At 63.6% G+C, this 23,948-nt stretch carries 18 protein-coding genes; 4 read left to right on the forward strand and 14 right to left on the reverse strand.

Translation table 11 applies throughout. The features are described 5' to 3' along the window. The 10 genes from HY058_14670 to HY058_14715 form a co-directional block, all read right to left on the reverse strand. A partial coding sequence (locus tag HY058_14670; GenBank protein ID MBI3498539.1) for a hypothetical protein occupies window positions 1-636 on the reverse strand: 636 nt, incomplete at its 3' end. Window positions 637-693: 57 nt separating this feature from the next. Continuing rightward, entirely contained in the window at window positions 694-1,071 is a 378-nt protein-coding gene (locus HY058_14675; protein ID MBI3498540.1) for a response regulator, read from the reverse strand. Window positions 1,072-1,086: 15 nt separating this feature from the next. Beyond that, a complete protein-coding gene (locus tag HY058_14680; GenBank protein ID MBI3498541.1) occupies window positions 1,087-2,925 on the reverse strand; it encodes a hypothetical protein in 1,839 nt (612 codons plus the stop codon). Between the two features lie 616 nt (window positions 2,926-3,541). After that, window positions 3,542-6,103 (reverse strand): response regulator, encoded by a 2,562-nt coding sequence (locus HY058_14685; protein MBI3498542.1) that lies wholly within the window; start codon window positions 6,101-6,103, stop codon window positions 3,542-3,544. Continuing rightward, window positions 6,100-6,930, reverse strand: a complete 831-nt coding sequence (locus tag HY058_14690; protein MBI3498543.1) for a response regulator — start codon at window positions 6,928-6,930, stop codon at window positions 6,100-6,102. Before HY058_14690 ends, HY058_14685 begins: the two co-directional genes overlap by 4 nt. Window positions 6,931-6,942: 12 nt before the next feature. Then, window positions 6,943-11,865 (reverse strand): PAS domain S-box protein, encoded by a 4,923-nt coding sequence (locus HY058_14695; GenBank protein ID MBI3498544.1) that lies wholly within the window; start codon window positions 11,863-11,865, stop codon window positions 6,943-6,945. A 351-nt stretch (window positions 11,866-12,216) separates the two neighbouring features. After that, the gene (locus HY058_14700) at window positions 12,217-12,615 is read right to left on the reverse strand and encodes a response regulator (protein ID MBI3498545.1); all 399 of its coding nucleotides are present in this window, start codon (window positions 12,613-12,615) and stop codon (window positions 12,217-12,219) included. 415 nt (window positions 12,616-13,030) lie between these two features. Further along, window positions 13,031-14,386 (reverse strand): helix-turn-helix domain-containing protein, encoded by a 1,356-nt coding sequence (locus HY058_14705; protein ID MBI3498546.1) that lies wholly within the window; start codon window positions 14,384-14,386, stop codon window positions 13,031-13,033. 213 nt (window positions 14,387-14,599) lie between these two features. Further along, window positions 14,600-14,806, reverse strand: coding sequence for a hypothetical protein (locus HY058_14710; GenBank protein ID MBI3498547.1), 207 nt, complete (start codon window positions 14,804-14,806; stop codon window positions 14,600-14,602). Further along, window positions 14,803-15,522: a TMEM165/GDT1 family protein gene (locus tag HY058_14715; protein ID MBI3498548.1), complete on the reverse strand. Its 720-nt coding sequence runs from the start codon at window positions 15,520-15,522 to the stop codon at window positions 14,803-14,805. Before HY058_14715 ends, HY058_14710 begins: the two co-directional genes overlap by 4 nt. Window positions 15,523-15,919: 397 nt before the next feature. Between HY058_14715 and HY058_14720 the strand changes: the two genes are divergently transcribed. After that, entirely contained in the window at window positions 15,920-16,846 is a 927-nt protein-coding gene (locus HY058_14720) for a LysR family transcriptional regulator (GenBank protein ID MBI3498549.1), read from the forward strand. Between the two features lie 45 nt (window positions 16,847-16,891). On the opposite strand, the gene HY058_14725 is transcribed toward HY058_14720, so the two are convergent. Continuing rightward, entirely contained in the window at window positions 16,892-17,254 is a 363-nt protein-coding gene (locus HY058_14725; protein MBI3498550.1) for a helix-turn-helix transcriptional regulator, read from the reverse strand. 366 nt (window positions 17,255-17,620) lie between these two features. Between HY058_14725 and HY058_14730 the strand changes: the two genes are divergently transcribed. Both HY058_14730 and HY058_14735 read left to right on the forward strand, forming a co-directional pair. Beyond that, window positions 17,621-18,604, forward strand: a complete 984-nt coding sequence (locus tag HY058_14730) for an amidohydrolase family protein (GenBank protein ID MBI3498551.1) — start codon at window positions 17,621-17,623, stop codon at window positions 18,602-18,604. Window positions 18,605-18,878: 274 nt separating this feature from the next. Beyond that, a complete protein-coding gene (locus HY058_14735) occupies window positions 18,879-19,184 on the forward strand; it encodes a type II toxin-antitoxin system prevent-host-death family antitoxin (GenBank protein MBI3498552.1) in 306 nt (101 codons plus the stop codon). Here the strand turns inward: HY058_14735 and HY058_14740 are convergent. The 3 genes from HY058_14740 to HY058_14750 form a co-directional block, all read right to left on the reverse strand. Then, on the reverse strand, window positions 19,181-20,560 hold the full coding sequence (locus tag HY058_14740; GenBank protein ID MBI3498553.1) for a PAS domain-containing sensor histidine kinase: 1,380 nt from the start codon (window positions 20,558-20,560) through the stop codon (window positions 19,181-19,183). The two genes, HY058_14735 and HY058_14740, sit on opposite strands and share 4 nt — an antisense overlap. Window positions 20,561-20,872: 312 nt before the next feature. Next, window positions 20,873-21,772, reverse strand: coding sequence for a VOC family protein (locus HY058_14745; GenBank protein MBI3498554.1), 900 nt, complete (start codon window positions 21,770-21,772; stop codon window positions 20,873-20,875). 16 nt (window positions 21,773-21,788) lie between these two features. Further along, window positions 21,789-23,072, reverse strand: coding sequence for an FAD-binding oxidoreductase (locus HY058_14750; GenBank protein ID MBI3498555.1), 1,284 nt, complete (start codon window positions 23,070-23,072; stop codon window positions 21,789-21,791). A 70-nt stretch (window positions 23,073-23,142) separates the two neighbouring features. On the opposite strand from HY058_14750, the gene HY058_14755 reads away from it, so the two are divergent. Continuing rightward, on the forward strand, window positions 23,143-23,910 hold the full coding sequence (locus HY058_14755) for an SDR family oxidoreductase (protein MBI3498556.1): 768 nt from the start codon (window positions 23,143-23,145) through the stop codon (window positions 23,908-23,910). Window positions 23,911-23,948: the final 38 nt, after the last annotated feature.

Genomic DNA, 23,948 nt, shown 5'->3' on the forward strand with positions numbered 1-23,948 from the left:
GAACAAGATGAGATAGTTGAGATCATGCACCTTGGTCATCATGTCCTGCTGGGTGAGGCGCTTCTGGATCACCCGCTCGGCGACCTGGTCGGCACGGGCGGCGACCCGGCTCCAGGCATCGCCGAAATGCTCCTTCACCCGATCGAGGCCGATCAGTTGCACCTTGCTCACCATCACCTGGTCGACATTGCGCACGAGATCGCTGGCGCATTTCAGGAAGTCCTCGGGATCGCCGCGATCAAGGCCGGGCGATGGCACGGCCGGGCGAGGAGACGTTCGCGAGGGTGCGGCCTTCTTCGCCGGAGAGAAGATCTCGGAGATGCTGCGGGACACCTTGGCGACGGTGGAGGCATCCTTCGGCGTCGGCGTCGGCTTTGGCGCTACGGGCGTGCGCGTCCGCTCTCCCTGAAAGCGGGCGGCGTCCGCCTGGTCGGCAAAGCGGAACATGACCAAAACCCGCTGCGCCGCGCCGCCGCCGACGGCCGGCTTCGACATGCCCTGAAATTCCATCTTCCACGGAGCTTTGGCATTGAGCTTGAGCCAGGCTTCGATCGGATCGAGCTCGCTCTGGCTCCTGAGCGAAAGCCGGATCTCGTAGCGGAGCGTCGCTCCATTGTCGGCAGTCATGGCTGACATGCTCATCTCCCGTCATTTGATCCCGGTCATGCGCAGACGCGCGCCGAACCGGAGCTTTCAGTGACCCGATGCCGACAACACGCTGCGAACGACGTCCAGCAGAGCCGCCGCCCCGAACGGCTTCGCCAGGGTCGCGGTGGCGCCGAACTTGGCGGCGAGCGGCAGGAAGTCGGCATTCGCCGCGCGTCCTCCACCCGAAATGGCGATGATCGGGGTCCGCGGGTCGAGCTTGCGGATCGTCTGGATCGTCTCGATGCCCTCTTTCTCCGGCATGATGATGTCGGTGATCACCAGATCCGGCTTGTCCTGCTGGAAGGCGGCAAGCCCCGCCTTGCCGTCATTGGCGCAGCGAACGGAATGCCCTTCGCGCGTGAGCACGGTCTGGATCACCGCCCTGATCCCGCTTTCATCATCGATCACCAAGATGCGAGACATTGCGCTCCGCTCCCTCTAGGCAGGTTGCAGTCGGTGGCCGGGTGCGGCTGCCCGCGGCAAATAGACAGAAAAGCAGGCGCCTTTTCCGGGCACGCTTTCGACGTCGAGATAGCCGCCGAGCTCGGTCACCACCCGGCGCGCGGTGTAGAGGCCGAGGCCGACGCCGCTGCCCGCAGCTTTGGTGGTGAAGAACGGCTCGAACAGCCGCTCTCGCACCACGGGCGGAATACCCGGACCGTCGTCCTTGACGGCAAGCCGCACATAGTCGACCGGGGCGCTTCCGCCGCCGGTATGCGATCCAACCGCATCGAAGCCGGCGCTGGCCGAGATCTCGATGCGGCCGGGCTCCGTTCCGATCGCATGGGCGGCATTCGTCACCAGATCGGTGAAGACCTGCTTCAGCTTCTCCTCGCCGGCTTGGACAGCGCCGATATCGGGCTCGACCCGCTCCACCAGCTCGATGTTCCCGGGAAGCCCGCCGCGCAAGGATTGGCGAAGCCGTGCCACGAAGCCGGCGAGGTCGAGCTGCGAGCCCGAGGCCTGCTCCTCGCGGCTGAATGCCAGGACCCGCTTGATCAGATTGGCGATCTGCTGGGCGGATTGCCGCATCTGGGCGACGCTGTCGCGCTCGAAGCTGCCCTCAGGCAAGGCCTCCTCCGCCATCTCCCCCAAGGTCATGATCGGCACGAGCGCATTGTTGATCTCGTGGGCGATGCCGCCCACGAGGGTGCCCAAAGCCTGCAGCTTCTGTGCTTGCCGCAGTCGCTCCTTTGCCGCTTCCTGCTCGCGTTGGCGGTGCGCGCGCCGGCGAAGCTGCAGGACGATGAGCCACGATCCACCGACGATCAAGCCGACCAGCGCGGCATAGAAGCCAAGCACCACGACGCGATCCTGGTACCAGCCGGCGAGGGCGTCGGCGCGGTTGATCGATACGCTGATCACCAGCGGCAGCTTGTCGAGGGTCCTGTAGCTGATGATGCGCTCGACACCGTCGATGCTGCTGACGGCGGAAAACGTGCCGACCGGCGCTTTCGGCAAGTGCAATGTGAAGAGGGGCCCCGCCGCAACCGACATTCCCATGAAAATCGGCAGCGAAGGCTCACGCACGACGACGGTGCCGTCCAGCAAGGCGAGCGTAATGAACAACCGCTGGCGGCGTGTCATCGACTGGTAGAAGGTGGCCAAAGAGGAGGGATCGACCAAGGTGGAGGTGACGCCGCCGAAGGTTCCGTCCGCGAGGTTGAACCGGCGCGTCACCGGGAGGCGATACGTGCCGGACTGGACGGACAAGGCCGGCCTGCCGATGTACATCCCGACCGAGGCGCTGTCGCGATGCACGCGAAATTCCGGGAGCGCCTCGGTGTTGAGCGGCCATGGCGAGCGCGAAACGGCGCTGTACAGCCGGTCGCCGTGCTCGTCGGTCCAGGACAGGTTCAAGGCCGCCGCGGTGCTCAGCCGAAATTCGACCAAGGCCTGGTAGGGACGATCGCCTGCCGACGGCCCCCAGTGACCATCGCGCATCAACCGCTCTCGTTCTCTGTTGGCCGCCTCCAGCGTGCGATCGACGTCCTCGAAGACCAGGGTCGCATGCTCGGCCAGGACGTCGGTGAAGTCCTGAATGCGATGCTCGGCTTCGGCGATCTCAACCTGATAGCCGCGCACCAGCATCTCGGCGACGAACCCCGACAGCGCCAGCACCAAGGTTGCGGTGGCGATCGCGACGAACCGGACCGGTGGAACGCGCTGCAGCAGGCCGCCGATCGGCCGCAGCGCGCGCACGCCGATCGAGCCTGCCCGCTCGATGCCGCTCCACAGCCAGAGCGGGAACGGACGGCTTCCGCGAGAGCGAGACATATCCCCTATTTCGCCCCCTATCCGGGATCGATTGCCGGCTTGGCGCACAACTCTCCGGAAGGACCAGACGATCACGGCAAGCCAAGCTCCAAACTTTCAGGGGCAATATACAGCACTGGCGGATAGATTCTAAAGAATAAAGACGATCTTCAATTTATATATATTTGTTCTTTTCAGATAATTACCAATTCGCTTCTATGATATATTGAAATTCAATTGGTTAATGTTTGTTAACTAATAAGATATCGCCGGCAATGTGCCTGTATTCGCATTGTGAATGTTTCTGGCGTTGACGGCTTAGTTCCATTTTGTGGAATGGGATAATCGCCGACGGCGGCTCCGCAGGCTCGGTGGAGGCCGATAAATCTTCAATTTAAGCGGTATTGTTGCAAGTTCTCGGTGACACTACTTGGCGCCTTTAAACCTAGGCGGGTTATTTATTGCATTCTGGGAAGCCTGCCCCCGCATCCGACCGACCAAGCCGAACAGCGCGGGCACCCGGGAAACGGGCCCGCCGTCTCTGAAGCGCGGCCTTCCACCAACCAACGATCCAAGCGCATCCGCATTGCTATTGCACACCTCCGTCCCAAGAGCCCATAGCCGCGGCTTCGGCGCTCTAAAGCTTCTGCCCGCCATCGATGACCTGACGGATCTTCCGCGCCAGGTCCGCAACTTTGTAGGGTTTGCCCAGCAACGTAGCTCCCTTGATCTTTGTCAGCTTGCTCAGCAGTGCGGGTTCGCTGTAGCCGGAGGTGAACAGCAGCTTGATCTCCGGCCGCTTGGCGCGGGCCTGCTCGGCGAGATCGACCCCATTCATGCCGCCAGGCATGACGAGATCGGTGAACAACAGATTGATCCCCAGGTTGCGGTCGAGGAGAGCGAGCGCCGCAGGCCCATTCGGCGCTTCCAGCACGCGATAGCCGAAGCGCGACAGATGCTTCGCTACGACGTTACGGACGCCGCCGTCATCCTCCACCAGGAGGACGACCTCTCCGGCCTTCGCCGAAGCGATGGTCTCCGCCGCCTTTGGCGCTCCGATCGTCGTCGCCTCGGCATCCGCCCGCGGCAGATAGAGGCGAATGGTAGTGCCTTGCCCGATCTCGCTATAGACCTTGATGTGGCCGCCGGACTGCTTGACGAAGCCGAAGACCATGCTGAGGCCGAGCCCGGTGCCTTTTCCCGGCGCCTTGGTGGTGAAGAAGGGCTCGAACGCCCTTGCCGCCACCTCCGGCGGCATGCCGATGCCGGTATCCGACACGACCAGCGCAACATAATCGCCCGCGACGACCTCGGGATTTTGCGCCGCATAGGCTTCGTCCAAGGACACGTCCTTCGTCTCGATGATGAGCTTGCCGCCGTCGGGCATGGCATCGCGGGCATTGACCGCAAGGTTGGTCAAGGCCGACTCGAGCTGTGTCGGGTCGGCCAGCACCGGCCAGAGATCGGCGCCGAGCTGTAGATCGATCTCCACGTTTTCGCCAAGGGTGCGAGACAGAAGGCGAACCATGCCTTCGACCAGATTGTTGATCTCGATCACGTTCGGTTCGAGCGTCTGTCGCCTGGAGAATGCCAGTAGCTGGTGTGTCAATTCTGCCCCGCGCGAGGCCGCCCCGAGCGCAGCCGTGATCATTGCCTTACCCTCGGCCCGGTCCTCGATGGTGGCTTCCAGAAGGTCCAGATTTGCCATGACGATGGTCAAGAGATTGTTGAAGTCATGGGCGACCCCGCCGGTGAGCTGGCCGATTGCTTCCATCCGCTGCGATTGGCGAAGCTGGCCCTCGGTCTTCCGTCGAGCGGTTATGTCGTGGACGATGCCGACGAAGAAGGAGCGTCCTTCCCGCTGCGCCTCGCCCACCGACAGTTCCATGGGAAAGGTCGTGCCGTCCTTGCGCAGACCCATGACCTCGCGGCCGATGCCGATGATCTTCGGCTTGCGGGTTCGATTGTAGGTCTCGAGGTAACGGTCATGCTCTTCCTGGTAAGGCGAGGGCATCAGCATCTTGAGGTTCTGGCCGATCACCACATCGGCGCGATAACCGAAGAGACGCTCGGCCGCTGGGTTGAACATCGAAATCGTGCCGCGGGAGTCGATCAGGATCATCCCGTCGACGGCGGTGTCGAAGACGACGCGGAAGCGTTGCTCGCTTTCGTGCGCGGCTCGTTCGGCGGCGGCTCGGACTGCCACCTCCTTCTCGAGGGCCTCGGCGCGGTCCTGCAACTCGCGATAGAGCTTCACGTTCTCGTAGATCCGGCCGGCCTGGGCGCCGAGATTGACCACGACGTTCTCGTCCCCGTCGGAAAACCGATCGAGCCCGATCTTGTTGATCAGGCATATCCAACCATAGACGACGCTGGGCGATGCGATCGGCGCCACCAGCAGATTGTGGATCGGCGGAAAATCCCGGGGCAGCCCGACTGAGGCGGGATCGCCGTCGAGACCGTCGAGCCGGATGATGGAGCGCTTCGAAAGCACCTCCTCGATCTGGCCCCAGCGAGTCGGAAGGCGGCTCAAACTGGCGGCGAGGGCGGGATTGACGCCGCTGACGCTGAAATGCAACAGCTCGGTCGTGCTCAAGCCGAGAACGCCGACGATGGCGTATTTCGCCGCGACGGCAGCGCGCACCCCCGCACAGAATTTTCCGAACAGCTTCGCCGGATCCCGCTCCTGGTCGAGACGCAACCCCAATTCGATGACGGTCGATAACTTCTCGTTGACGGTCCTCAGGGCGTCCGCCTTTTCGAGAAGTTCGTCGGCCAAGAGCCTGGAATGTTCGCGATCGAACGCTTCCACCTCCACCTTGGGAGGCGTGATAATTCCGAGCGCTTGCTCCACGGTCGACAGCACCAGCGCCGGCTCGCAGGGCTTGAAGAGGAAAGCCCCGACCCCGCACTGCTTGGCCAGCGCCAAGGCTTCGGGGCGGAGATAGTGGGCGGTCGAGAAGATGACCGGCGTGGCCGCGAGGCTGGGATCGGCTCGGAGCGCGCGCACGAAATCGTAGCCGTCCATGGTCGGCATCAGGATGTCGCTGATGATGAGGTCGGGACACTCCCGGCGAGCGACCTCCAGCCCCTCTAGACCGTCACCGGCCTCGACCACCCGGTAGTGCCGATAGGAGAGCAGGGTCGCGAGATAGTCGCGGTTCTCGGGACGATCGTCGACGATGAGGACTGTGGTCACGGGGTGCGGTCTCCCCTCGGACGTCGAGCGAGAAGCCGATCGATCTCGGCAAGGAGCTGGTTCGGATCGAGGGGCTGGTAGAGAACGGAGTCGGGCTTGGTTCTGGTGCGCAGCATCGATTCGAGCTCCCGCGGCGGCACTGAGGAGACCAGCAGGAAGGGAATGGCGCCCAGCGTCGACTCGGCTCGCAAGGCTGCAAGCAGGTCGAGCCCGTCCAGCCCCGGCATCGACATATCGGAGAGGAATAGATCCGGGGGGGCGGCCAGCGCCATGCGCAGCGCCTCCTGCCCGTCTTGGGCGCAGGACACCTCGAATCCGTGCGGGGACAACAGGTTTCCGAAGAAGTCGAGATTGTCCGCGCGGTCGTCCACCGCAAGGATGCGGCCTCGGCCCCGCTCCGAGGCGGTCGCCTTCATCGACGCCACCGATGAGCTAGTGCGGTCTGTCGTCCGCATCGTTGCCTGCGGCAGGTATTCCTGCAGGCTGCCGAGGAATTTCTCCGGCTCGATCGGCTTCGCCATGTAGCCGTCGAAGCCGGCAGCGAAGGCGCGCTCGCGGTCGCCGACCATGGCAAGCGCAGTCACCGCCACCACCGGGATCGAGCGCAGCGCCGCGTCGGCCTTGAGCCGGGCGACGACACCGAAGCCGTCGATCTTCGGGAGCTGCACGTCGCATAGCACTAGGTCCGGCCGCTCGCGGGCGATCGCGGCCAGACCTGCCTCGCCATCGGCGGCGGTCGATGCCCGCCAGCCTGCCGACTGGATGAGATAGACCATGAGGTCGGTGTTGTTCTGGTTGTCCTCGATGACCAGCACCCTGGGCACCATGGCGATACCCCGCTAGTCCGGCAGCTCGATGGAAAATTCGCTGCCCTTGCCGTATTCGCTCTGGAAGCGGATCCGGGCGGCCATCATCTTCGCGAGCTTGCGGCTGAGATGGAGCCCGAGACCGGTGCCTTCGGCGCGCCGCGCGCCCACCTCGTGCACCTGGGAGAAGGCTTCGAACAGCTTCGGCCGATCCTCCGGGCGAATGCCGACGCCAGTATCGATCACGGCGATGATCGGCCGGTCGCGGCCATTTCCCCGCGGCCTGAGCTCGACCCGGACCTCGCCTCTCTCGGTGAACTTGATCGCGTTGTTGACGAGGTTGATGACGATCTGGCTGAGCGCTCGGCGGTCGACCAAGGCGACGACGTCGTTCTTCGGCATGGTGATCGTGAAGTCCAGTCCCTTGGCTTCCGCCATCTGCTTCAGACTGGCGGCGATCTCCTGGACCACCAAGTTGCAGGACACCGGTTCGATGTTTAGCTCGACCTTGCCGCTCTCGATCTTGGCGAGGTCGAGGAGATCATTGATGAGCGACAGCAGGTGGCGGGCGCTGCTTTGGATGGTTTTGAGCTGCTTATCCTGGTCCTTGGTCAGGGGCCCGGGCAGCTTCATGATCAGCGTGCCGGTGAAGCCGATGATGGAGTTCAACGGCGTGCGCAGCTCGTGGCTCATGCTGGCAAGGAAGCGGTCCTTGCCCAAGCTGGCATTCTCCAGCTCGACGTTTTTTTCCTGCAGTGTCTGCTCGAAGCGCTTGCGGTCGGTGATGTCGCGGGCGGCGGCGAACACGCCCTGCAGCTTGCCGTCCCGGTCGTGGAAGATGGCGGCGTTGTAGGAGACCACCGTCTCGCGTCCACCCTTGTCGCGGGCGGTCAGCTCGTAGTTGGTGACGCTGCTCTCGCTCAGCACTTGGCGGATGCCGCGCTCGGCGGCGGCGGGGTCGGTGAAATAGTCCTTGAAGGGCGTGCTGATGAGCTCGTCGCGGCTGCGGCCGGTCAAGGCCTCCATCTGCTGGTTGACGTCGGTGATGATGCCCAGCGGATCGGTGGTCATCAAAGCGTCGATGTTCGATTCGATCAGTGAGCGCGTGTAGAACTGCTGGGAGCGCAGCTCCTCCTCGAGCTTCTTCTGCGCGGTGATGTCGCGGGCGCCAGCGAGGATGCCCATGGGCTTGCCGTCGCTGTCGGTGAACACGCCGGCGTTGAAGGAGACCGGCAGCCGTCTTCCGTGGCGAGTCACCAGCACCAGCTCGTAGCCGATCACCCTTCCGGCTTCGAGGGTCTTCTCGACGCCGGCGGCGGCGAGCTTGGGATCGGTGAAGTAGCCGGCGAAGCCTGAGTTGACTAGATGCTTGCGCGAATAGCCGGCAAGGCGCGTCGCCTCCTCATTGACGTCGGTGATCGCTCCGTCGGAGGCGATGGCGAAGAGCGCGTCGGCCGATGCCTCGATCAGCGAGCGGTTGTAGGCCTGCTGCTCGGCGAGCTGGCCCTGCAGGCGGGCCTGCTCGGAGATGTCGCGGGCCGAGGCGAAGATGCCCTGCACCCGCTCGTCGCCGCCGCGGAACACCGAAGCGTTGAAGGAGACGGTGGACTTGCGGCCCGACAGCGTGCGGATCACCAGATCGTAGTTCTGCACCACGCCGTCCGCGAGCGTCCGCCTGACGCCGATGTCGGCGCGCGCCGGATCGGTGAAGTATTGCTTGAAAGGCGAGCCGATGAGCTGGTCGCGGGCGTAGCCGGTCATCCGGCAGAACTGCTCGTTGACGTCGGTGATGAAGCCCTCGGGGTCGACGGTGACGAGGCCGTCGACCGAGGACTCGATCAGCCCTCGCAGATAGGTCTGCTGCTCGCGGAGCTGCTCCTCCAGGCGCACGCGGTCGGTGATGTCGCGGGCGGAGGCGAAGATGCCGCGCACCTTGCCAACGGGATCCTTGAACACCGAGGCGTTGAACGAAACCTGCAGCAAGCGCCGCGTGCGCGAGACGATGGTGAGCGCGTATTCGGTGACGAAGCCGTCCTTGAAGGTCTTTTCGACGCCGGCCTTGGCGCGCTCGGGCTCGGTGAAGTATTCGATGAAACGCGAGCCCAGCAGCTCCTCGCGGCTGTAGCCCGACATCTGGCAGATGCGGTCGTTGACGTCGGTGATGGTCAAATCGGGATCGACGGTGATCAGGCCGTCGACCGAGGACTCGATGAGGCCGCGCAGGTAGTTCTGCTGCTCGCGGAGCCGCTCCTCGAGGCCCTTCTGCTGGGTGATGTCGCGCGCCGCGGCGAACACGCCCTGCAGCTTGCCGTCGCGGTCATGGAAGATGGTGGCGTTGTAGGAGACGACCATCTCGTGGCCGTCCTGGCGGCGCGCGGTCAGCTCGTAGTTGGTGACCTTGCCGTCATGCAGCACCTGGCGGATGCCTTCCTCGGCGCGCTCAGGGTCGGTGAAGTAGCTCTTGAAGGGCGTGCCGACCAGCTCGGCCCGCTTCAGCCCGGTCAAGGCCTCCATCTGCTGGTTGACGTCGGTGATGATGCCGAGAGGGTCAGTGGTCATAAGCGCGTCGATGTTGGATTCGATGAGCGAGCGCGTATAGGCCTGGGATGCCTGGATCTGCTCTTCCAGGCGCTTTTGCGCGCTGATGTCGCGGGCGGAGGCGAAGATGCCGCGCACGGTCCCGCTGTCGTCGCGGAAGATGGCGGCGTTGAAGGAGACCGGCGTGCGCCTGCCGTCCGCGGCCTCGAGGGTCAGCACATAGTCGGTGACGGCACCTTTCTCGAAGGTGAGCTTGACGCCCTCTTCGGCGCGGTCGCGCTCGACGAAGTAGTCTTTGAACGAGGCGTCGATGACGGCGGTGCGCTGCCGGCCGAGCAGGCGGCACATGGTGGCGTTGACGTCGGTGATGTGCATCGTCTGGTCGACGGTCACCAGCCCGTCGACCGAGGCCTCGATGAGGCCGCGGTTGTAGGTTCGCTCCTGTCCGAGCTGCTCCTGCAGGCGCGCCTGGTCGGTGATGTCGCGGGCCGAGGCGAAGATGCCCTGCTTGCCGCTGGCCTCGTCCTTGAACACCGCGGCATTGAACGAAACAAGGATGGTGCCGCCATCCTTGCGTTGCAGGGTCAGCTCATAGTTGGTGACGGCGCCCTTGTCGAAGCTGAGGCGCACGCCGTCGGCGGCGCGCTTGGCATCGGTGAAGTATTGCGGGAACTGGCTGCCGATCAGTTCCTCGCGGCTGTAGCCGGCGATGCGGCACATGGTGGCGTTGACGTCGGTCACCGCCAGCATCGAATCGACCGTGACCAAGCCGTCGAGGGAGGCCTCGATCAGGCCGCGATTGTAGGTGCGCTCCTGGCCGAGCTGCTCCTGCAGGCCGGCCTGCTCGGTGATGTCGCGGGCCGAAGCGAAGATGCCGCGCACATTACCGGACGGGTCTTTGAACACCGAGGCATTGAAGGATACACGCAGACGCTTGCCGGTCTTGGTGGCGAGCGTGAGCGCATAGTCGGTCACCTGGCCCTTCTCGAAGGTCTGATTGACCCCCGCGGTCGCGAAGTCCGGATCGGCGAAATAGTCGGCGAACGGCGTGCCGGTCAGCTCGGCCCGCTCATAGCCGGACATGCGGCACATCTGCTCGTTGACGTCGGATATGACGCCTTTGGGATCGACGGTGACGAGCCCGTCGACGGAGGCCTCGATCAAGCCGCGGTTATAGGCTTGAGAATCGCGGAGCTGACCTTCGAGCTGCTTCTGCTGGGTGATGTCCCGCGCCGCGGCGAACACGCCCTGCAGCTTGCCGTTCGCATCGCGGAAGGTGGAGGCGTTGTAGGAAACCACCACCTCGTGGCGGTCTTGGCGGCGCGCGGTCAGCTCGTAGTTGGTGACCTTGCCGTCGCGCAGCACCAGCCGGATGCCATCCTCGGCGCGCTGCGGGTCGGTGAAATAGCCCTTGAACGGCGTGCCGATGAGCTCGTCGCGCTTGCGACCGGTCAAGGCCTCCATCTGCTGGTTGACGTCGGTGATGAGGCCGAGGGGGTCGGTGGTCATCAGCGCGTCGATGTTCGATTCGATGAGCGAGCGGGTGTAGTACTGGCTTGCCTTCAGCTCCTCGGTGAGGCGTATCTCATCGGAGATGTCCTTGGAGATGAGCAGATAGCCGACGGGCTTGCCGGAGGTGTCGCGTCGGGGGGTGATGACGACGCGCGCGGTGAAGCGGGTCTGGTCCTTGCGCAGGCGCTCCAGCGTGCCTTCCCATTTGCCTTCGCGCAGCGCCAGGTCGAGGATCTGGCGCGCCTTGCCGGAGGCGACGTCCTCGGGAATGTGCAGGATCTCGGCATTGGCCTTGCCGACGACCTCCTCCGGCTCATAGCCGTAGATCCGCCTGGCACCCTCGTTCCACAACAGGATCTTGCCGTCGAGATCCTTGCCGATGACCGAATATTCGGTCGAGGATTGCAGGATGTTGGTGATGAAGTCGACGGCGGCCAGCGGGCTGCCGACAATGGCGCTGTCGAACATGCGGCTGCGGTGCCGGTCGTCGAAATAGCGGAGCTCGTGCGAGAGGTCGCGCGACATGAGGAGGAAGCCAGTGGGCTTTCCCTTGGTGTCGTGGCGCGGCGTCACCACCACGCGGGCCGGGAAGCGGCGGCCGTCCTTGCGCAGCCGTTCGAGCGAGCCCTCCCATTTGCCGGCGGCAAGGGCCGTCTTCAGCATCTCCTTGGGCACGCCGGTCGCGACGTCCTCCGGGACGTGCAGCAGGTTGGCGGATTTGCCGACGATCTCCTCGGGCGTGTAGCCGTAAATCCGCCTGGCGCCCTCGTTCCACAACAGGATGCGGCCGTCCAAGTCCTTGCCGATCATCGAGTATTCGGTCGAGGACTGCAGCAGGCCGAAGGCGAAATCGAGCGGCGCCTCGCCTTCCGGGATGGTGGTCGTTGGAAAGAATGGGACGGTCATGGCCCCTGTCCGAGATGAGGGAAAGAGATCCTATATCTTGAAATTGAATTCGTTGATAACAAATCGAGTTGAATATTGTGGTATGCTTCGATATCACTTAATAATACTGGACTTGAAAAAGAATTATTCAAGACGAAATAGTTAATATTGTTAACCAATTTGATCTTGGCAGCAATCCGCTGGCGGCAATCGAACATAGGTTTATCGCATTTTGATAATACATGCCCTTGTGGTGGTATTTCGCGGCGACTGCACTTCCACCGGTCGCACCGGTCCCACCAGTCGTGGGACGGTGCATTCGCGTATGTTACTGGCACTTGAGCAAAGGTGTCTTGCGACTGGATGAGCGGATCAATGTTCACCGTCGGCGCAGCCCCGCCCCTGCACCCGACCGACCAAGCGGGACAGCTCACCGCCGCGAAACCGCGTCGAGCGGATCGAGGTCGCGCCGAGCTGCTTTGCCATGCGGAGATGGCTCGCTCGGTCGAGCGGTCGGCCGCCGCCGGCAATGGCGAGCATCGGCACGCTCGGATCGTTGGCGCGGAGCGCACGCATGGACTGCACGACCTCGGCCTCAGGCATGGCGATGTCAATCATCACCAAATCGGGCCGTTTTCGCCTGAAGGCATCGATGCCGGCTTGCCTGCCCTCCGCGCAAACGACCTTATGACCGGCGTCGACCAGGATTGCCCGGAGGGTTTCCCTTAGATCAGGGTCATCGGCGATCAATAAGACATCGGCCAAGTCCATGACTCCAGCTCCGATATTTCGCCTAGAAGCGGCCACGGTCGGCTTTCGTATGATCGACCGGTGTTCGGGCGCATGTCGGCGATCCGGCAGATTGGAGTGAATCTAGGCGGCATGGATCGGTATTTCTTGGACGGCCTTGCGGGGCTCAGAACGTTCTTGCGCTTTTCCAGGGTCTTCTCGACCTCAGCGTGGCGAAGTCCCTTGATTGGCGACATCTGGGAGACCAACGTTGCGTGCCGGATGGGGTGCCAATGTGATGATTCCGAAGTTCGTGGGCGAACTTCGGAATCTGAATCACACCGGCTTCAATGGATTAGCGGCCCGCTTATCCCGAGCGTGTCGCTTCTCGCCTAGCTCGGGGGACGCACCTCGGAAGTACCGGGCGGTTTATCCTACGAACCTCCCATTCGGTGCACTAGGAGCTCTGCAGAATGCTACGGCGACGAGCCAGGGTCGGAGTTTGGCCCGTCAGTCGCCGGAAGTGCCTGGCAAAGTGGCTTTGATCGGAGAATCCGACCGAGAGAGCGATTTCCGCTATCGGCAGATTTGTCGACTCGAGCAGCTCTCTCGCACGCTCAATGCGCCGCTGGAGTAAATAGCCATGCGGCGGCATGCCAACCGCCCGCTTAAACGCGCGCGCGAAATGCCATATCGATAGGCCCGCGATTTTCGCCAGCGCCGCAAGGCCGACATTTTCGCGTAGAGAAACATCAATATACTCGAGCACTCGGCGCAGCACGATCGGCGAGAGACCACCACGATGTTGCCGGTCGACGATGGTATCCCTCATGTCCGCCAATTGGCCGATCCGAGGTCGCGCATGGAAGATGCTCGCACCGCTGTTCTTGGCAATTCCCGACCTGGCAATCGGTGCGGTCACGATTGTGCGCCAACCGGCCTCGTCACGGATGCTCGTGAGTCGACCAGGAAGATCGCCCCCCGAATTTCCCCGGAACAGGGAAAGATCGCGTGCGAAGAATTTCCACAAACTGACGCCGCCGTGCAGAGACTCGTCGTTGAGATCAAGCGAGTCACGCGCATTGCGATCGGCGCCCACGATCCGCTGATCGGTATCCACGGCCAGTAATAGTGCGCTCGAACCTCCATTGTCCCGAGACAATGCGAGAATCCGGTCGCGGCTGAAGCGTGCGCGGAAGAGGCGCTCTTGTATGGCGCGCGCGGCATTGAGGGTGATCGGAAGGGAAAGTGCATGGGCTCCCTCCGACACGTCAGGGTTCATCGAGGATACGTCGAGCACGGAGCATAGCCTACCGTCGGGAGCGAAGATCGGAGCTCCGGAGCAACTGAGGCTGATGTTCCGCGCACGGAAGTGCTGATGCGTATGCACGGTCAATGGTCGGAGTTCCCTGATGCACGTCCCGATCCCATTCGTGCCCTCAACGCTCTCGGACCAAACGCCGCCTAACCATATACCCCAATGCTTGAATCGATCGGCTTTGGCTTCGTCGCCGCGGTGGTCGATCGCAATTCCATTGGCGTCGCAGAGAAGGACGACATAGCCGGCGTTACGCATGACGGAATACAGCTGGTCGAGTTCGACACGGCCGATCTCGATTTGATATTCAAGTGGCTCGCGGAGTCCATTCAGTTCGTGCTGAGTTACGATTTGTGCCGGCGCAACATTTCCAGGATCGATATGATGATCCTTCAGACTTCGCCGCCAGGACTCTGCCAATCTGCCAAGGGCAGCAGAGTCGGGCGGCCCCTCGACGGACAGGCTTACTCGGTCAATGTGATGGGAAGCCGGCATTGCCATGATCCATGAACGGCGATTAGAGAGAACATCGTCGCGACAAAGCGCGCCTTAATTCATGAGCCAGAAACGTCCAAACCTTCACCAGGACCGCAAGGTCCAATTTCATGAGACGTATGTAGAACCCATGCCGGAGACATCAATACGTTTAGCCCGGATTATTCATCACGGCGACGCGTCCGCTTTCCCCCCGATAGCTGCCGTGATATTTCAGTGCTTACCCGCTCCCAGCACGTTCGCAATGAGCACGCCGAGGCAACCAAACAACAGAATGACGCCTCCCGCTATAGGAACATCCGGCATCAGAGATGCAGAAATACCGGCAAGTACGATGACCGTAAGGACCGCCAGCGCCAGCGAGCCGTCATCAATGATCAATCCGGTCAGCTCGCGAAAGACGGCGACCAGCGTATTCATCTCACCGCCTCCGGGCTCGCTCGCCGCGCCAGGACGACTGCGGTGAGTCCAACGGTCAGGAACAGCGCTGCAAATCCGACGATCGCGAGATCCGCGCCCGGCCAAGCCACGCCGAGACCTTCTCCGGTCCAAAACATGCCGAACGCGGACAGCATCACGCCGACGGCGAACTTGAGCGTGTTTTCGGGAACCCGCGCCAGCGGGCGATGAACGACAAAACCCGCACCGGCAACCAGCAGACATGCCGCAAGTGCACCAGCGCTCGCAGGAACAAGCAGCCCGCGGCCCGCGCTCACCGCAATCACGGTGAACACCACTTCGAGGCCTTCGAGAAAGACGGCCTTAAAGCTGGCTAGCGCCGCAAGCCAATCGAGCTTTGCCACGTGGCGGCGTGCTTGCTCGCGCAGTTCCGCCGTTTCGGCCGCGAAGGCCATAGCTTCATCATGTAGCGGAATGACACCGGCTGCGCGGAGGATCGCCTTTCGCAGCCAGCGCATGCCGAACATCAACAGCAGGACCCCGATCGCGAGCTGCAGAAGATGCAGAGGGACATGATCGAGGACAGGGCCAAGCACCGCCACGATGAGGGCCAGCAACAAAAAGCCAGCGAGGGCGCCAAGCCCCGCGGGCCGCCAGCCGCGAACCGTGGCGACGGCGAGGACGATCGTCAACGCTTCCACCGCCTCGACCAACGAGGCCAAGAATGCGGCCGTCATAACCGGCCCGATGTTTGCCAAACTACCTGTCACGCGATGCCTCCGCGAGCCCGTATGCTTGTTCGTGGAGAAGATCTTCTGGTTAGTGTGGGCCACCGCTCAAGCTCGCGATCGATCATCAGAACGTCATGCCTGAGTTCAACCATAGTGGGAATGCCCTGGCCTGTTAGCGGCGGGCCGAAGACCGCCGCGAGCACGATAATTGTCGCCAGAGTCCAGCCGAGGAGGGATTGGGTGGATCTACCGCTGCGCTTGCAGCGCGATGCAGCAACGCGCATCGATTTGCCCTTACTGAGGTTCCGTCGTGGAACATAGGGTGGGTCTCAGCATGCTGGAAATGCATTCTCTTCATTGGTACATGTCCATGGAGAATGTGCAAGCGGTGGAGGTATTCCCCATGGCCAAATCCAGCGTAAATATGGCTGCCATCGACCTTAATCTGCTGGTCGTCTTCGACGCCGTCATGCAGGAACGAAGCGTGACACGGGCCGGCAACCGCCTCGGCCTTAGTCAGCCCGCGATGAGTCACGCCCTGGCCAGGCTGCGCCATATGCTGAAGGATGAGTTGTTCATCCGCAGCCCCAAGGGCATGGTGCCCACGCCACGGGCCGAGCAATTGGCTTTGCCCGTCAGGCAGGCACTGGACGGATTGCAGCATTCGCTTGAACCGACCCAATTCGACCCTTCGAAAGCGACGCGAACCTTCAGCGTTGCAGTTGACAATTATGCGGCGCTCGTTTTGGTCGGGTTACTGGCCTCGCGCATGGGCAAAATTGCTCCGGGAGTGACGGCTGAGTTTCGCCCGAGTGGCACGCTCAATATCCTCGACCTGCTCGATAACGGTGAGATTGATCTCGCGATCGGGCCTTTCGCCAAATCAGGCGAACGATTTTCACACCAAGCCCTGCTGAAAGACGAATTCGTCGCGGTATTGCGAAAAAACCATTCCGCGACAACCACCAGAGAACTGTCAATCGAAACGTTTGCTGCCCTGCCGCATCTTGAGATCTCATCAGTTCGCCACACTACCGATTTCATTGATCAGGCTCTCGGACTGCGGAAGCTGACGCGCCGGATAGCACTGCGCGCGCCCTTGCTGTCTGCTGTGGGCATTTTGGTCGGGTCGGACATGGTGTCCATCTTCCCGCGACGCATCGCCGAAGAGCTGGTGCGTCATCGTCCACTCGCCATTCGCTCCCTGGCTCATTCGTCACCAACAATTGAGACAGCGATGATTTGGCCGCGACGGCTTGATAATCAGGCCGCGCATCGTTGGCTGCGCGAGTTGGTCATCAAAATCTGCAAGAGCCAGCGTGCGAAGTAGACGAATGTCTGCCGCGGGTCACTAGCAGGCGCGCCGCCGATACCGCTATTTCTTCGCGGCGATCTTGTGGGAGAAGCGAAGGCCTTCGATCAGCTCGTTGGCTTTGCCGTGGTGGGTGTCTACCTTGTGCTCATCCGGCTCGCTGCCCCAGATGAACTCGATGCCCACGCCTTCGAAGGCCGCGGTGATGTCGCGGCGCGTGCGGAACTGCAGCGAGCGAACATTCATCTCGAAATCGGCGATGGTCTTGCGCGCGAGCTCCGAGCGCTCCGCCAAGTCCGCCTGCGTCCAGCCCAGGATCGCGCGCGCGGCGCGGCATTGCGCCGGAGACAAGACCCGTCGAGGCTCTTTCTTTTTCGCATCCGCGACGGCTTCCTGGTCGCGGATGGCCCCGCGCGCGCGCCCCATCGGTCTCGTCCCTTGGAACCCGGATGTATTTCACGCTTTGGTAGAATCCACCGTCTTCTGCACCGGAGGCAGCTATCCGTGAACCAAAGCCGTGGTTGCAAAAGATATTAGGCAATAGAAATTGTTGCGCAATCCCATACTAATACTCTCCGTGAGCTATTTCATGCGGAATGAGCATTTCCGCAATGGCGCGGACCTACGTTAGATAGCGAGCGAATTCATCGACGTAGATCGAAGGTACGTCCCCGGCGGGCCTCCGTCCGGCGCTTGCGCGGCCTTGGCGGCTGCAACATGCTGGCGCGCCCGATCGAGCGGGGGCTTCAGCGCGCCGCGCTCGCAATAAGACCAATCCCCGAGGAAACGCCCATGACCGTCGTCGACGTCCACACCCACATGCTGAGCGAAGCCTGGGTCGAGCTCATCAAGTCCCATGGCGCGCCCCGCTACGCGGTCAAGGCGAGCCAGGACGGGCCCAGGGCGATCTTCTGGGACGGCGCGCCGTTCATGACCCCGCAAGGCGGCCATATGGACTACGGCGTTCGCCTCAAAGCCATGGACGAGGCCAAGGTCGACATCGCCATCGTCTCGCTCACCTGCCCCAACGTCTATTGGGGCGGGCCCGACATCAGCCTTAAAGCCGCCCAAGTGATGAACGACGACATGGCGGCGGCTGAGAAGCGCTATCCCGACCGCATCCGCTGGATCGCGTCCTTGCCTTGGGAATATCCGACCCTCGCCGTGGCCGAGCTCGAGCGGTCGCTGGCCAAAGGTGCCGTCGGCGTCATGGTGCTCGCCAACATCGCCGGCAAATCCCTGACCGATCCCCTGTTCGAGCCGATCTGGCGGGCGATCGACAAAAAGGGATTGCCGGTGCTCGTGCATCCGACCGCACCGCCCGGCACGCCGGAGATGGATATGCGCGACTACAACCTCATCGCATCGGTCGGATTCATGTTCGACACGACCTTGGCGTTTGCGCGCATCATCTTCGATGGCTTTCTCGATCGCTTTCCCAATCTGCGTCTCATCGCTTCCCATGCCGGGGCAACCTTGCCCTATCTCGCCGGCCGCTTCGATGTCTGCTTCGACAACATGAACGCCTGCCGCATCAATATCAAAGAGCGGCCGGAGGCCTATCTTCGCCGCATCGCATACGACAGCGTCACCTATCGCAAGGAGGCGCTCGAGCTGTGCGTGTCGGTCGGCGGCGCCGAGAACCTCCTCTATGGTTCCGACTATCCGCACAACATCGGCGACATGAAGGGCTGCCTCGCCCGCGTCGATGCTCTGCCCGCGGCCCAAGCCAAGGCAGCGCGCGGCGGCAACGCGATCAAGCTGTTCAAGCTGTAGGGCCCAGATTGAGAAGTTCGTCGGACAATGCAACACCTGCACGTCGATCGTGCGTCCTTCGACGAGCTCAGGATGAGCGGAATTGTGCGTCGCAGAAGGACCGGCGTGGCAGAAAGAAAAGCCTCATCCTGAGCTCGTCGAAGGACGCACGGCAGCAGTCCGAGATTTCATCGTGACTGAGAAACTTCTCGGTCAGGACGCCAGGGTAGAGCGCGCGAATTGGTGCTTAAACCCCGATTGATGGACGCAGCTTCTGGAAGCTACTATTCGCCGCATGCGGGCAGTCGGTTTGAAAGTCCTCAAGAACAAACTGAGCGAGTATGTGCGTCTGGCCGCGAGCGGCGAGACCGTACTGGTGACCGTCCGCGGCCGCGTCGTCGCCGAGATTGTGCCGCCACGGTTAGGGCGAAGCCCGCCCTTTGCCGATGCGCAGCTGATTGAGGCGGCGCGCGAAGGTTGGGTCACGCCGCCGGTGCTGGAGGGAGGCCCGCCGCCGCGCAAGCCCGTCATGAGCTTCAGCGAGCTCATGCGGGAGCTGGGACGCGACCGCGAGGATCGCTGGCGACGCCGTAGGGTCTAGCCCGCGACGCGGCGGGGCGCCAGCTCGGCGATCGAGGCGACGGTGCGATCGGCGGGGAACGCCAGCGTGATCATGGTGCCGCGATCGGGCGTGCTCTCGAGCTTGAGCTGGCCGCCATGCAGGCCCATGAGGTCGCTGGCCAAGGTGAGGCCGAGCCCGGCGCCGCGGGTGCGTTTGGTTACCGTGTTGTCCACCTGGCCGAAGCGCGCCAGCGCCCTCGGGATGTCCTCCGGCGCAATCCCGATGCCGGTGTCGGCCACCCGCACCTGGATGCCTTCCGGCTCGGTCCAGGCCGAGACCGTGATCGATCCGCCGGCAGGCGTGTATTTGATCGCGTTCGAAAGCAGGTTGAGCAGGATCTGGCGCACCGCGCGCTCGTCGCCGATGAGCAGCGGCAGATTCTCCGGCAGGTCCGCCTCCAGCTTCACCTCAGCCGCCCGCGCCCGGTCGCCGATCATGGTCGAGACCGTGTCCACGGTGCGCGGCAGGTGGATCGCCCGCTCGTCCAGCTGCCAGTGGCCCGCCTCGATCTTGGAGAGATCGACCACGTCGTTGATGAGGTCGAGCAGGTGCTGGCCGGAGGATTCGATGTCCCGGGCGTATTCGATGTAGCGCGCCGAGCCCATCGGCCCGAACATCTCGTCGCGGAGGATCTGCGACATGCCGATGATGGCATTCAACGGCGTGCGGAGCTCGTGGCTCATATTGGCGAGAAAGGCGGACTTCGCCTTGCTCGCGGCTTCCGCCTTCTCGCGCTCCTCGGAGAGCATGCGCTCATGCTCCCAGCGCGCGCCGATATCGCGGGTGATGCACACCATCTCCACGGCGCGATCGGCCTCGTTCTGCTGGGCGAGCTGCATCTCGACATGGCGGTAGCCGTCGCGCTCGGATCGAAGCCGGCAGGTGGCGACCCCGCTTCCCTCGGCCAGCGTCTGTTCGTGGCAGGCCTGCAGGACGCCGAGGTCGTCGGGATGCACGAGGTCGTAGACCGAGCGGCCGACCAGCGCATCGGGATGATGGCCGAGAAGCCGGAAGGCCGAGGCGGAGGCGTAGAGGAAGATGCCGTCGGCAGTGTGGCGCGAGATCGTGTCGGTCGCACTCTCCACCATCAGCCGGTAGGAGGCCTCGCGCTGGCTGAGCTCGGCTTCGCGTTTGAGCTGCCGCTCGATCACGGTTTCGAGCGCCGTCACCAGCTGCGGCATCGACACGCCGAGACGGCTTTGCTGGGGCAGCTTGCCGCTCTCCCCGCCCGCCAGGCGATGCACCGTGCGCAAGAGCGGTGTGGTCTGGCTGAGTGCCGTCCAGCGGCCGCTCCACCACGCCGCCGAAGCGATCGCGATCAACGCCGCCATGATCGTGAGCGCGCTGTAGGACATGAGCATATCCGCCTCGCTCTCTAGTGTCCCGCCCCTGAAATTCGTCCGCGAATTTCAGGGATGAGCGGGCCACTAATCTATTAAGTCTAGTGTGATGATTCCGAAGTTCGCCTGCGAACTTCGGAATCATCACACTAGTGCCTGCCGGCGAAGGCCCTGTCGTCCCGGCGATTTGATCGCCTCGGCAGTTCCGCCTTGCTTGCCGCAAAGCTAGCGGCGGCCGGTTAATTTTTCATTGAAACGGCGAGCGGCGGTGTCCGGCAATACGTTGAGATTGCCTCAAAATGTCAAACGCCCGCCGGTCTAGCGGCGTTAACCCAGGAATTCCAAGACCGTACCAGTGGCTGCAGAAGAAGGGACCCGAACGCCACCTTGGATCGCATCGAACCGGACCCCCGCCGTCTGGAGAAGCCGGGCGGTCGCCGCCGCGCTCCGCACCTTCAAGGACAGCACGGCGAAGACCGGGGCGTGCCGGGCAAAGCCGCTCTCGCCCGGGTATTGCTCGGCAAAGCCGCCGGCGGAGAGTACCCGGATCGGGGCGTTGCCGGTTGCGACCTCGCAGCCGCCGGGAATCCGCTTCGCTGCCGCTCCGAAGACGGCGCCATAGGCGCGGCCCGCCGCCTCCGGGTCGGCCGCAACCAAGGTGATCTGGGCAAGACCCAAAGCACCGTTGGCATGCTCGAGATACTCCGGCAGCCAAACGAGATCCCTTGTGTGGTGCTGGCAGAGGAATGCGCGCCCGCCCGGGGTCATGGCGCCGTCGAGATGCACCACGGTGAAGCGCGCGTCCTTGCGGACCGCGGGGGAGGTTGGGAGGGGGTGAGGATTACCCCCTCCCAAAGCCCTCCCTGGCGGTAGCTCGACCGGGCGGCCGAAATCGACGGCCGGCTTCGGCCCGAGCCCGGCCGCCTCCAGCTTGCGCACGGAAGCGCGCGCATCCTCGGTCTTGAGCGCCAGCGCCGCCAGCCCCTCGCGCTCCTCGAGGATCGCCGCGAAATCGGCATTGAGCGGCTGCGGCTTCGCCACGCTCAGGAGCTCGAAGTAATTGGCCTCCTGCAGCATGACGCAGTGGTTGACGGTATCGAGCTTGCTGTGACGGCCGAGCGGGGTCAACGTGAAGCCCAATCTCTGATAGGTCTTGCGCGCCGCCTCGAGGCTCTGCGCCAGGATCACCACGTGATCGATTCCGGTGATGCCGGTTGGCATCGGCATGGGTCGTTCCTCTTTGTCAGTCGCGCCGATCGAGCCAGCGATAATAGAGCAGCATCGAAGGTGCGAGATGTCGGACCAGGCCGTGGAAGGGAATTGGTCGGGGGGCGGTGAAGGGCAGGGGCAGCTCGTCGGCCGGCCGCCCAAGCGCCGCCTCGGCGAGCACACGGCCGATCGCCGTCGACAACGCCACGCCGCGGCCATTGCATCCGGTCCAGCCCCAAAGCCCGGGACCGAGCGCGTAGAGATGCGGCAGCCGGTCCGGTGTCACCCCCATCAATCCATGCCACACATGCTCGAACTCCGGCCGATCCAGCTGCGGGAATGCCGCTTGCAGGCGCAGGGTGATCCGTCGCCTGAGCCGGGGGCCATGATTGTAGGCGACGACCATGCGTCCGCCGGTCACCAGCCGCCCGGCGCCGTCGAGATGGAAGGCGAGGAGGTCGCCTCTGGTGTCCGACAGGCCGTGGCCTTCGGGCATGATGGTGCGGCGGACATTCTCCGAGATCGGTGCGGTCGCCACTTGATAGATCTGCACCGGCACCGCGCTTCGTGCCTGCGCGGGGTTGAGATCGCCGGTATAGGCGTTGGTGGCGAGGATCACTTGCTTTGCCACCAGCGTGCCGCCCGGGCTCGCCAACCGCCAGCGCTCATGCTCAGGGGTGAGCGCCTCCACCTTGCTATCGGTGTGGATGCAGGCGCCGGCGGCGAGCGCGGCACGCGCCAGCCCGCGGGCATATCCCAAGGGGTTGATGTGCCCGCCGGTCCGGTTGAGCCAGCCGCCATACCAAGCCTCGGATCCGGTGAGCCGAGCCATGCGGGTCCGGTCCAGGAGCTCGACCGGTGCGCCACGCCGGCGCCATTGCTCGAAGCGGGCGCGGCTCTGTGCCAGACGGCTTTCCCGATGCGCCGGCTGGATCCAGCCGGCCTGCACCGCCTCGCAGTCGATCCGGTGCTTGGCGATGAGCTGGAAGACCCCGTCGGCCGCATCCCTGACCAGGCCGGCCAAGGCCTCGCCCTGCTTCTCGCCCAGGCGGCGAACGAGATCGTCGGGATCGCCCCTGGCCAGGCTCGGGATCACCTGGCCGTTGTTGCGTCCCGAAGCGCCCCAGCCGATGGGGCCGGCTTCGAGGAGTGTCACCCTGGCTCCCGCCTCGGCCAAGGCGAGTGCCGCGGCGAGCCCGGTATAGCCGCCGCCGATGACGGCGATGTCGGTCTCGGCGGCACCGGCGAGCGGGCTCGTCGCCGGGGCGGCCGGCGCGGTTTTCGCCCAGAGGGATGGCGGAAGGGGATAGGCGGACATGAGCACGCAGTCTCGGTTGGATGCGCAAAACTGGCAACCGTCACATACTAGGGGGCACCAGGGAGGGACCATGCTGTTCGACATGCAAGGCAAGGTGGCGGTGGTGACCGGGTCCAGTCGGGGCATCGGCCGGGCGATCGCCCATGCGATGGCGCGGGCCGGAGCCTCGGTGGTGATCTCCAGCCGCAAGCTCGAACCCTGCCAAGGGGTCGCGGCCGAAATCGCCGCCTTCGGCGGCAAGGCCATCGCCATTGCCTGCAATGTCGGCCGCAAGCCGGAGCTGGAGGCGCTCGTCGCCGGTGCGCGCAAGGCTTATGGGCGGATCGACGTCATGGTCGCCAATGCCGCCGTCAACCCGCATTTCGGGCCGCTTCTCGCCATCACCGACGAGGCCTTCGACAAGATCATGGCGACCAACGTCAAGAGCAATTTGTGGCTGGCTCAGCTGGTGCTGCCGGAGATGGCGGAGCGCAAGGACGGATCGATGATCATCGTCTCCTCCATCGCCGGCCTGCGCGGCGCCACCACGCTCGGCGCCTACGCCATCTCCAAGGCCGCCGACTTCCAGCTCGCCCGCTCGCTCGCGGTCGAGTGGGGGCCGTCCAATGTGCGGGTCAACTGCATCGCGCCGGGCTTGGTAAAGACCGACTTCGCCCGCGCCCTCTGGGAAGATCCGGTGCTTTACGAGAAAGCGGTTCTCGGCAGCCCGCTCAGGCGCATCGGCGAGCCCGACGACATCGCCGGCGCGGCGGTCTTCCTGGCCAGCCGCGCCGGCGCCTTCATGACCGGCCAGGTCATCATCGTCGATGGCGGCGCCACCATGATTGCGTGGGGGTAGACCGACGCGCCGTTGACCCCGGCTCGGTCCCACTGGCA

Source organism: Pseudomonadota bacterium, assembly GCA_016195085.1.
Lineage (GTDB): Bacteria > Pseudomonadota > Alphaproteobacteria > SHVZ01 > SHVZ01 > JACQAG01.

Coding starts and splice junctions, on each gene's coding strand:
- HY058_14705 (MBI3498546.1), bottom strand. CDS start 14,386: ATGCCGGCTTCCCATCACATTGACCGAGTAAGCCTGTCCGTCGAGGGG.
- HY058_14715 (MBI3498548.1), bottom strand. CDS start 15,522: ATGACGGCCGCATTCTTGGCCTCGTTGGTCGAGGCGGTGGAAGCGTTG.
- HY058_14730 (MBI3498551.1), top strand. CDS start 17,621: ATGACCGTCGTCGACGTCCACACCCACATGCTGAGCGAAGCCTGGGTC.
- HY058_14755 (MBI3498556.1), top strand. CDS start 23,143: ATGCTGTTCGACATGCAAGGCAAGGTGGCGGTGGTGACCGGGTCCAGT.
- HY058_14750 (MBI3498555.1), bottom strand. CDS start 23,072: ATGTCCGCCTATCCCCTTCCGCCATCCCTCTGGGCGAAAACCGCGCCG.
- HY058_14700 (MBI3498545.1), bottom strand. CDS start 12,615: ATGGACTTGGCCGATGTCTTATTGATCGCCGATGACCCTGATCTAAGG.
- HY058_14695 (MBI3498544.1), bottom strand. CDS start 11,865: ATGACCGTCCCATTCTTTCCAACGACCACCATCCCGGAAGGCGAGGCG.
- HY058_14680 (MBI3498541.1), bottom strand. CDS start 2,925: ATGTCTCGCTCTCGCGGAAGCCGTCCGTTCCCGCTCTGGCTGTGGAGC.
- HY058_14710 (MBI3498547.1), bottom strand. CDS start 14,806: ATGAATACGCTGGTCGCCGTCTTTCGCGAGCTGACCGGATTGATCATT.
- HY058_14740 (MBI3498553.1), bottom strand. CDS start 20,560: ATGTCCTACAGCGCGCTCACGATCATGGCGGCGTTGATCGCGATCGCT.
- HY058_14720 (MBI3498549.1), top strand. CDS start 15,920: ATGGCCAAATCCAGCGTAAATATGGCTGCCATCGACCTTAATCTGCTG.
- HY058_14745 (MBI3498554.1), bottom strand. CDS start 21,772: ATGCCGATGCCAACCGGCATCACCGGAATCGATCACGTGGTGATCCTG.
- HY058_14675 (MBI3498540.1), bottom strand. CDS start 1,071: ATGTCTCGCATCTTGGTGATCGATGATGAAAGCGGGATCAGGGCGGTG.
- HY058_14725 (MBI3498550.1), bottom strand. CDS start 17,254: ATGGGGCGCGCGCGCGGGGCCATCCGCGACCAGGAAGCCGTCGCGGAT.
- HY058_14690 (MBI3498543.1), bottom strand. CDS start 6,930: ATGGTGCCCAGGGTGCTGGTCATCGAGGACAACCAGAACAACACCGAC.
- HY058_14735 (MBI3498552.1), top strand. CDS start 18,879: ATGCGGGCAGTCGGTTTGAAAGTCCTCAAGAACAAACTGAGCGAGTAT.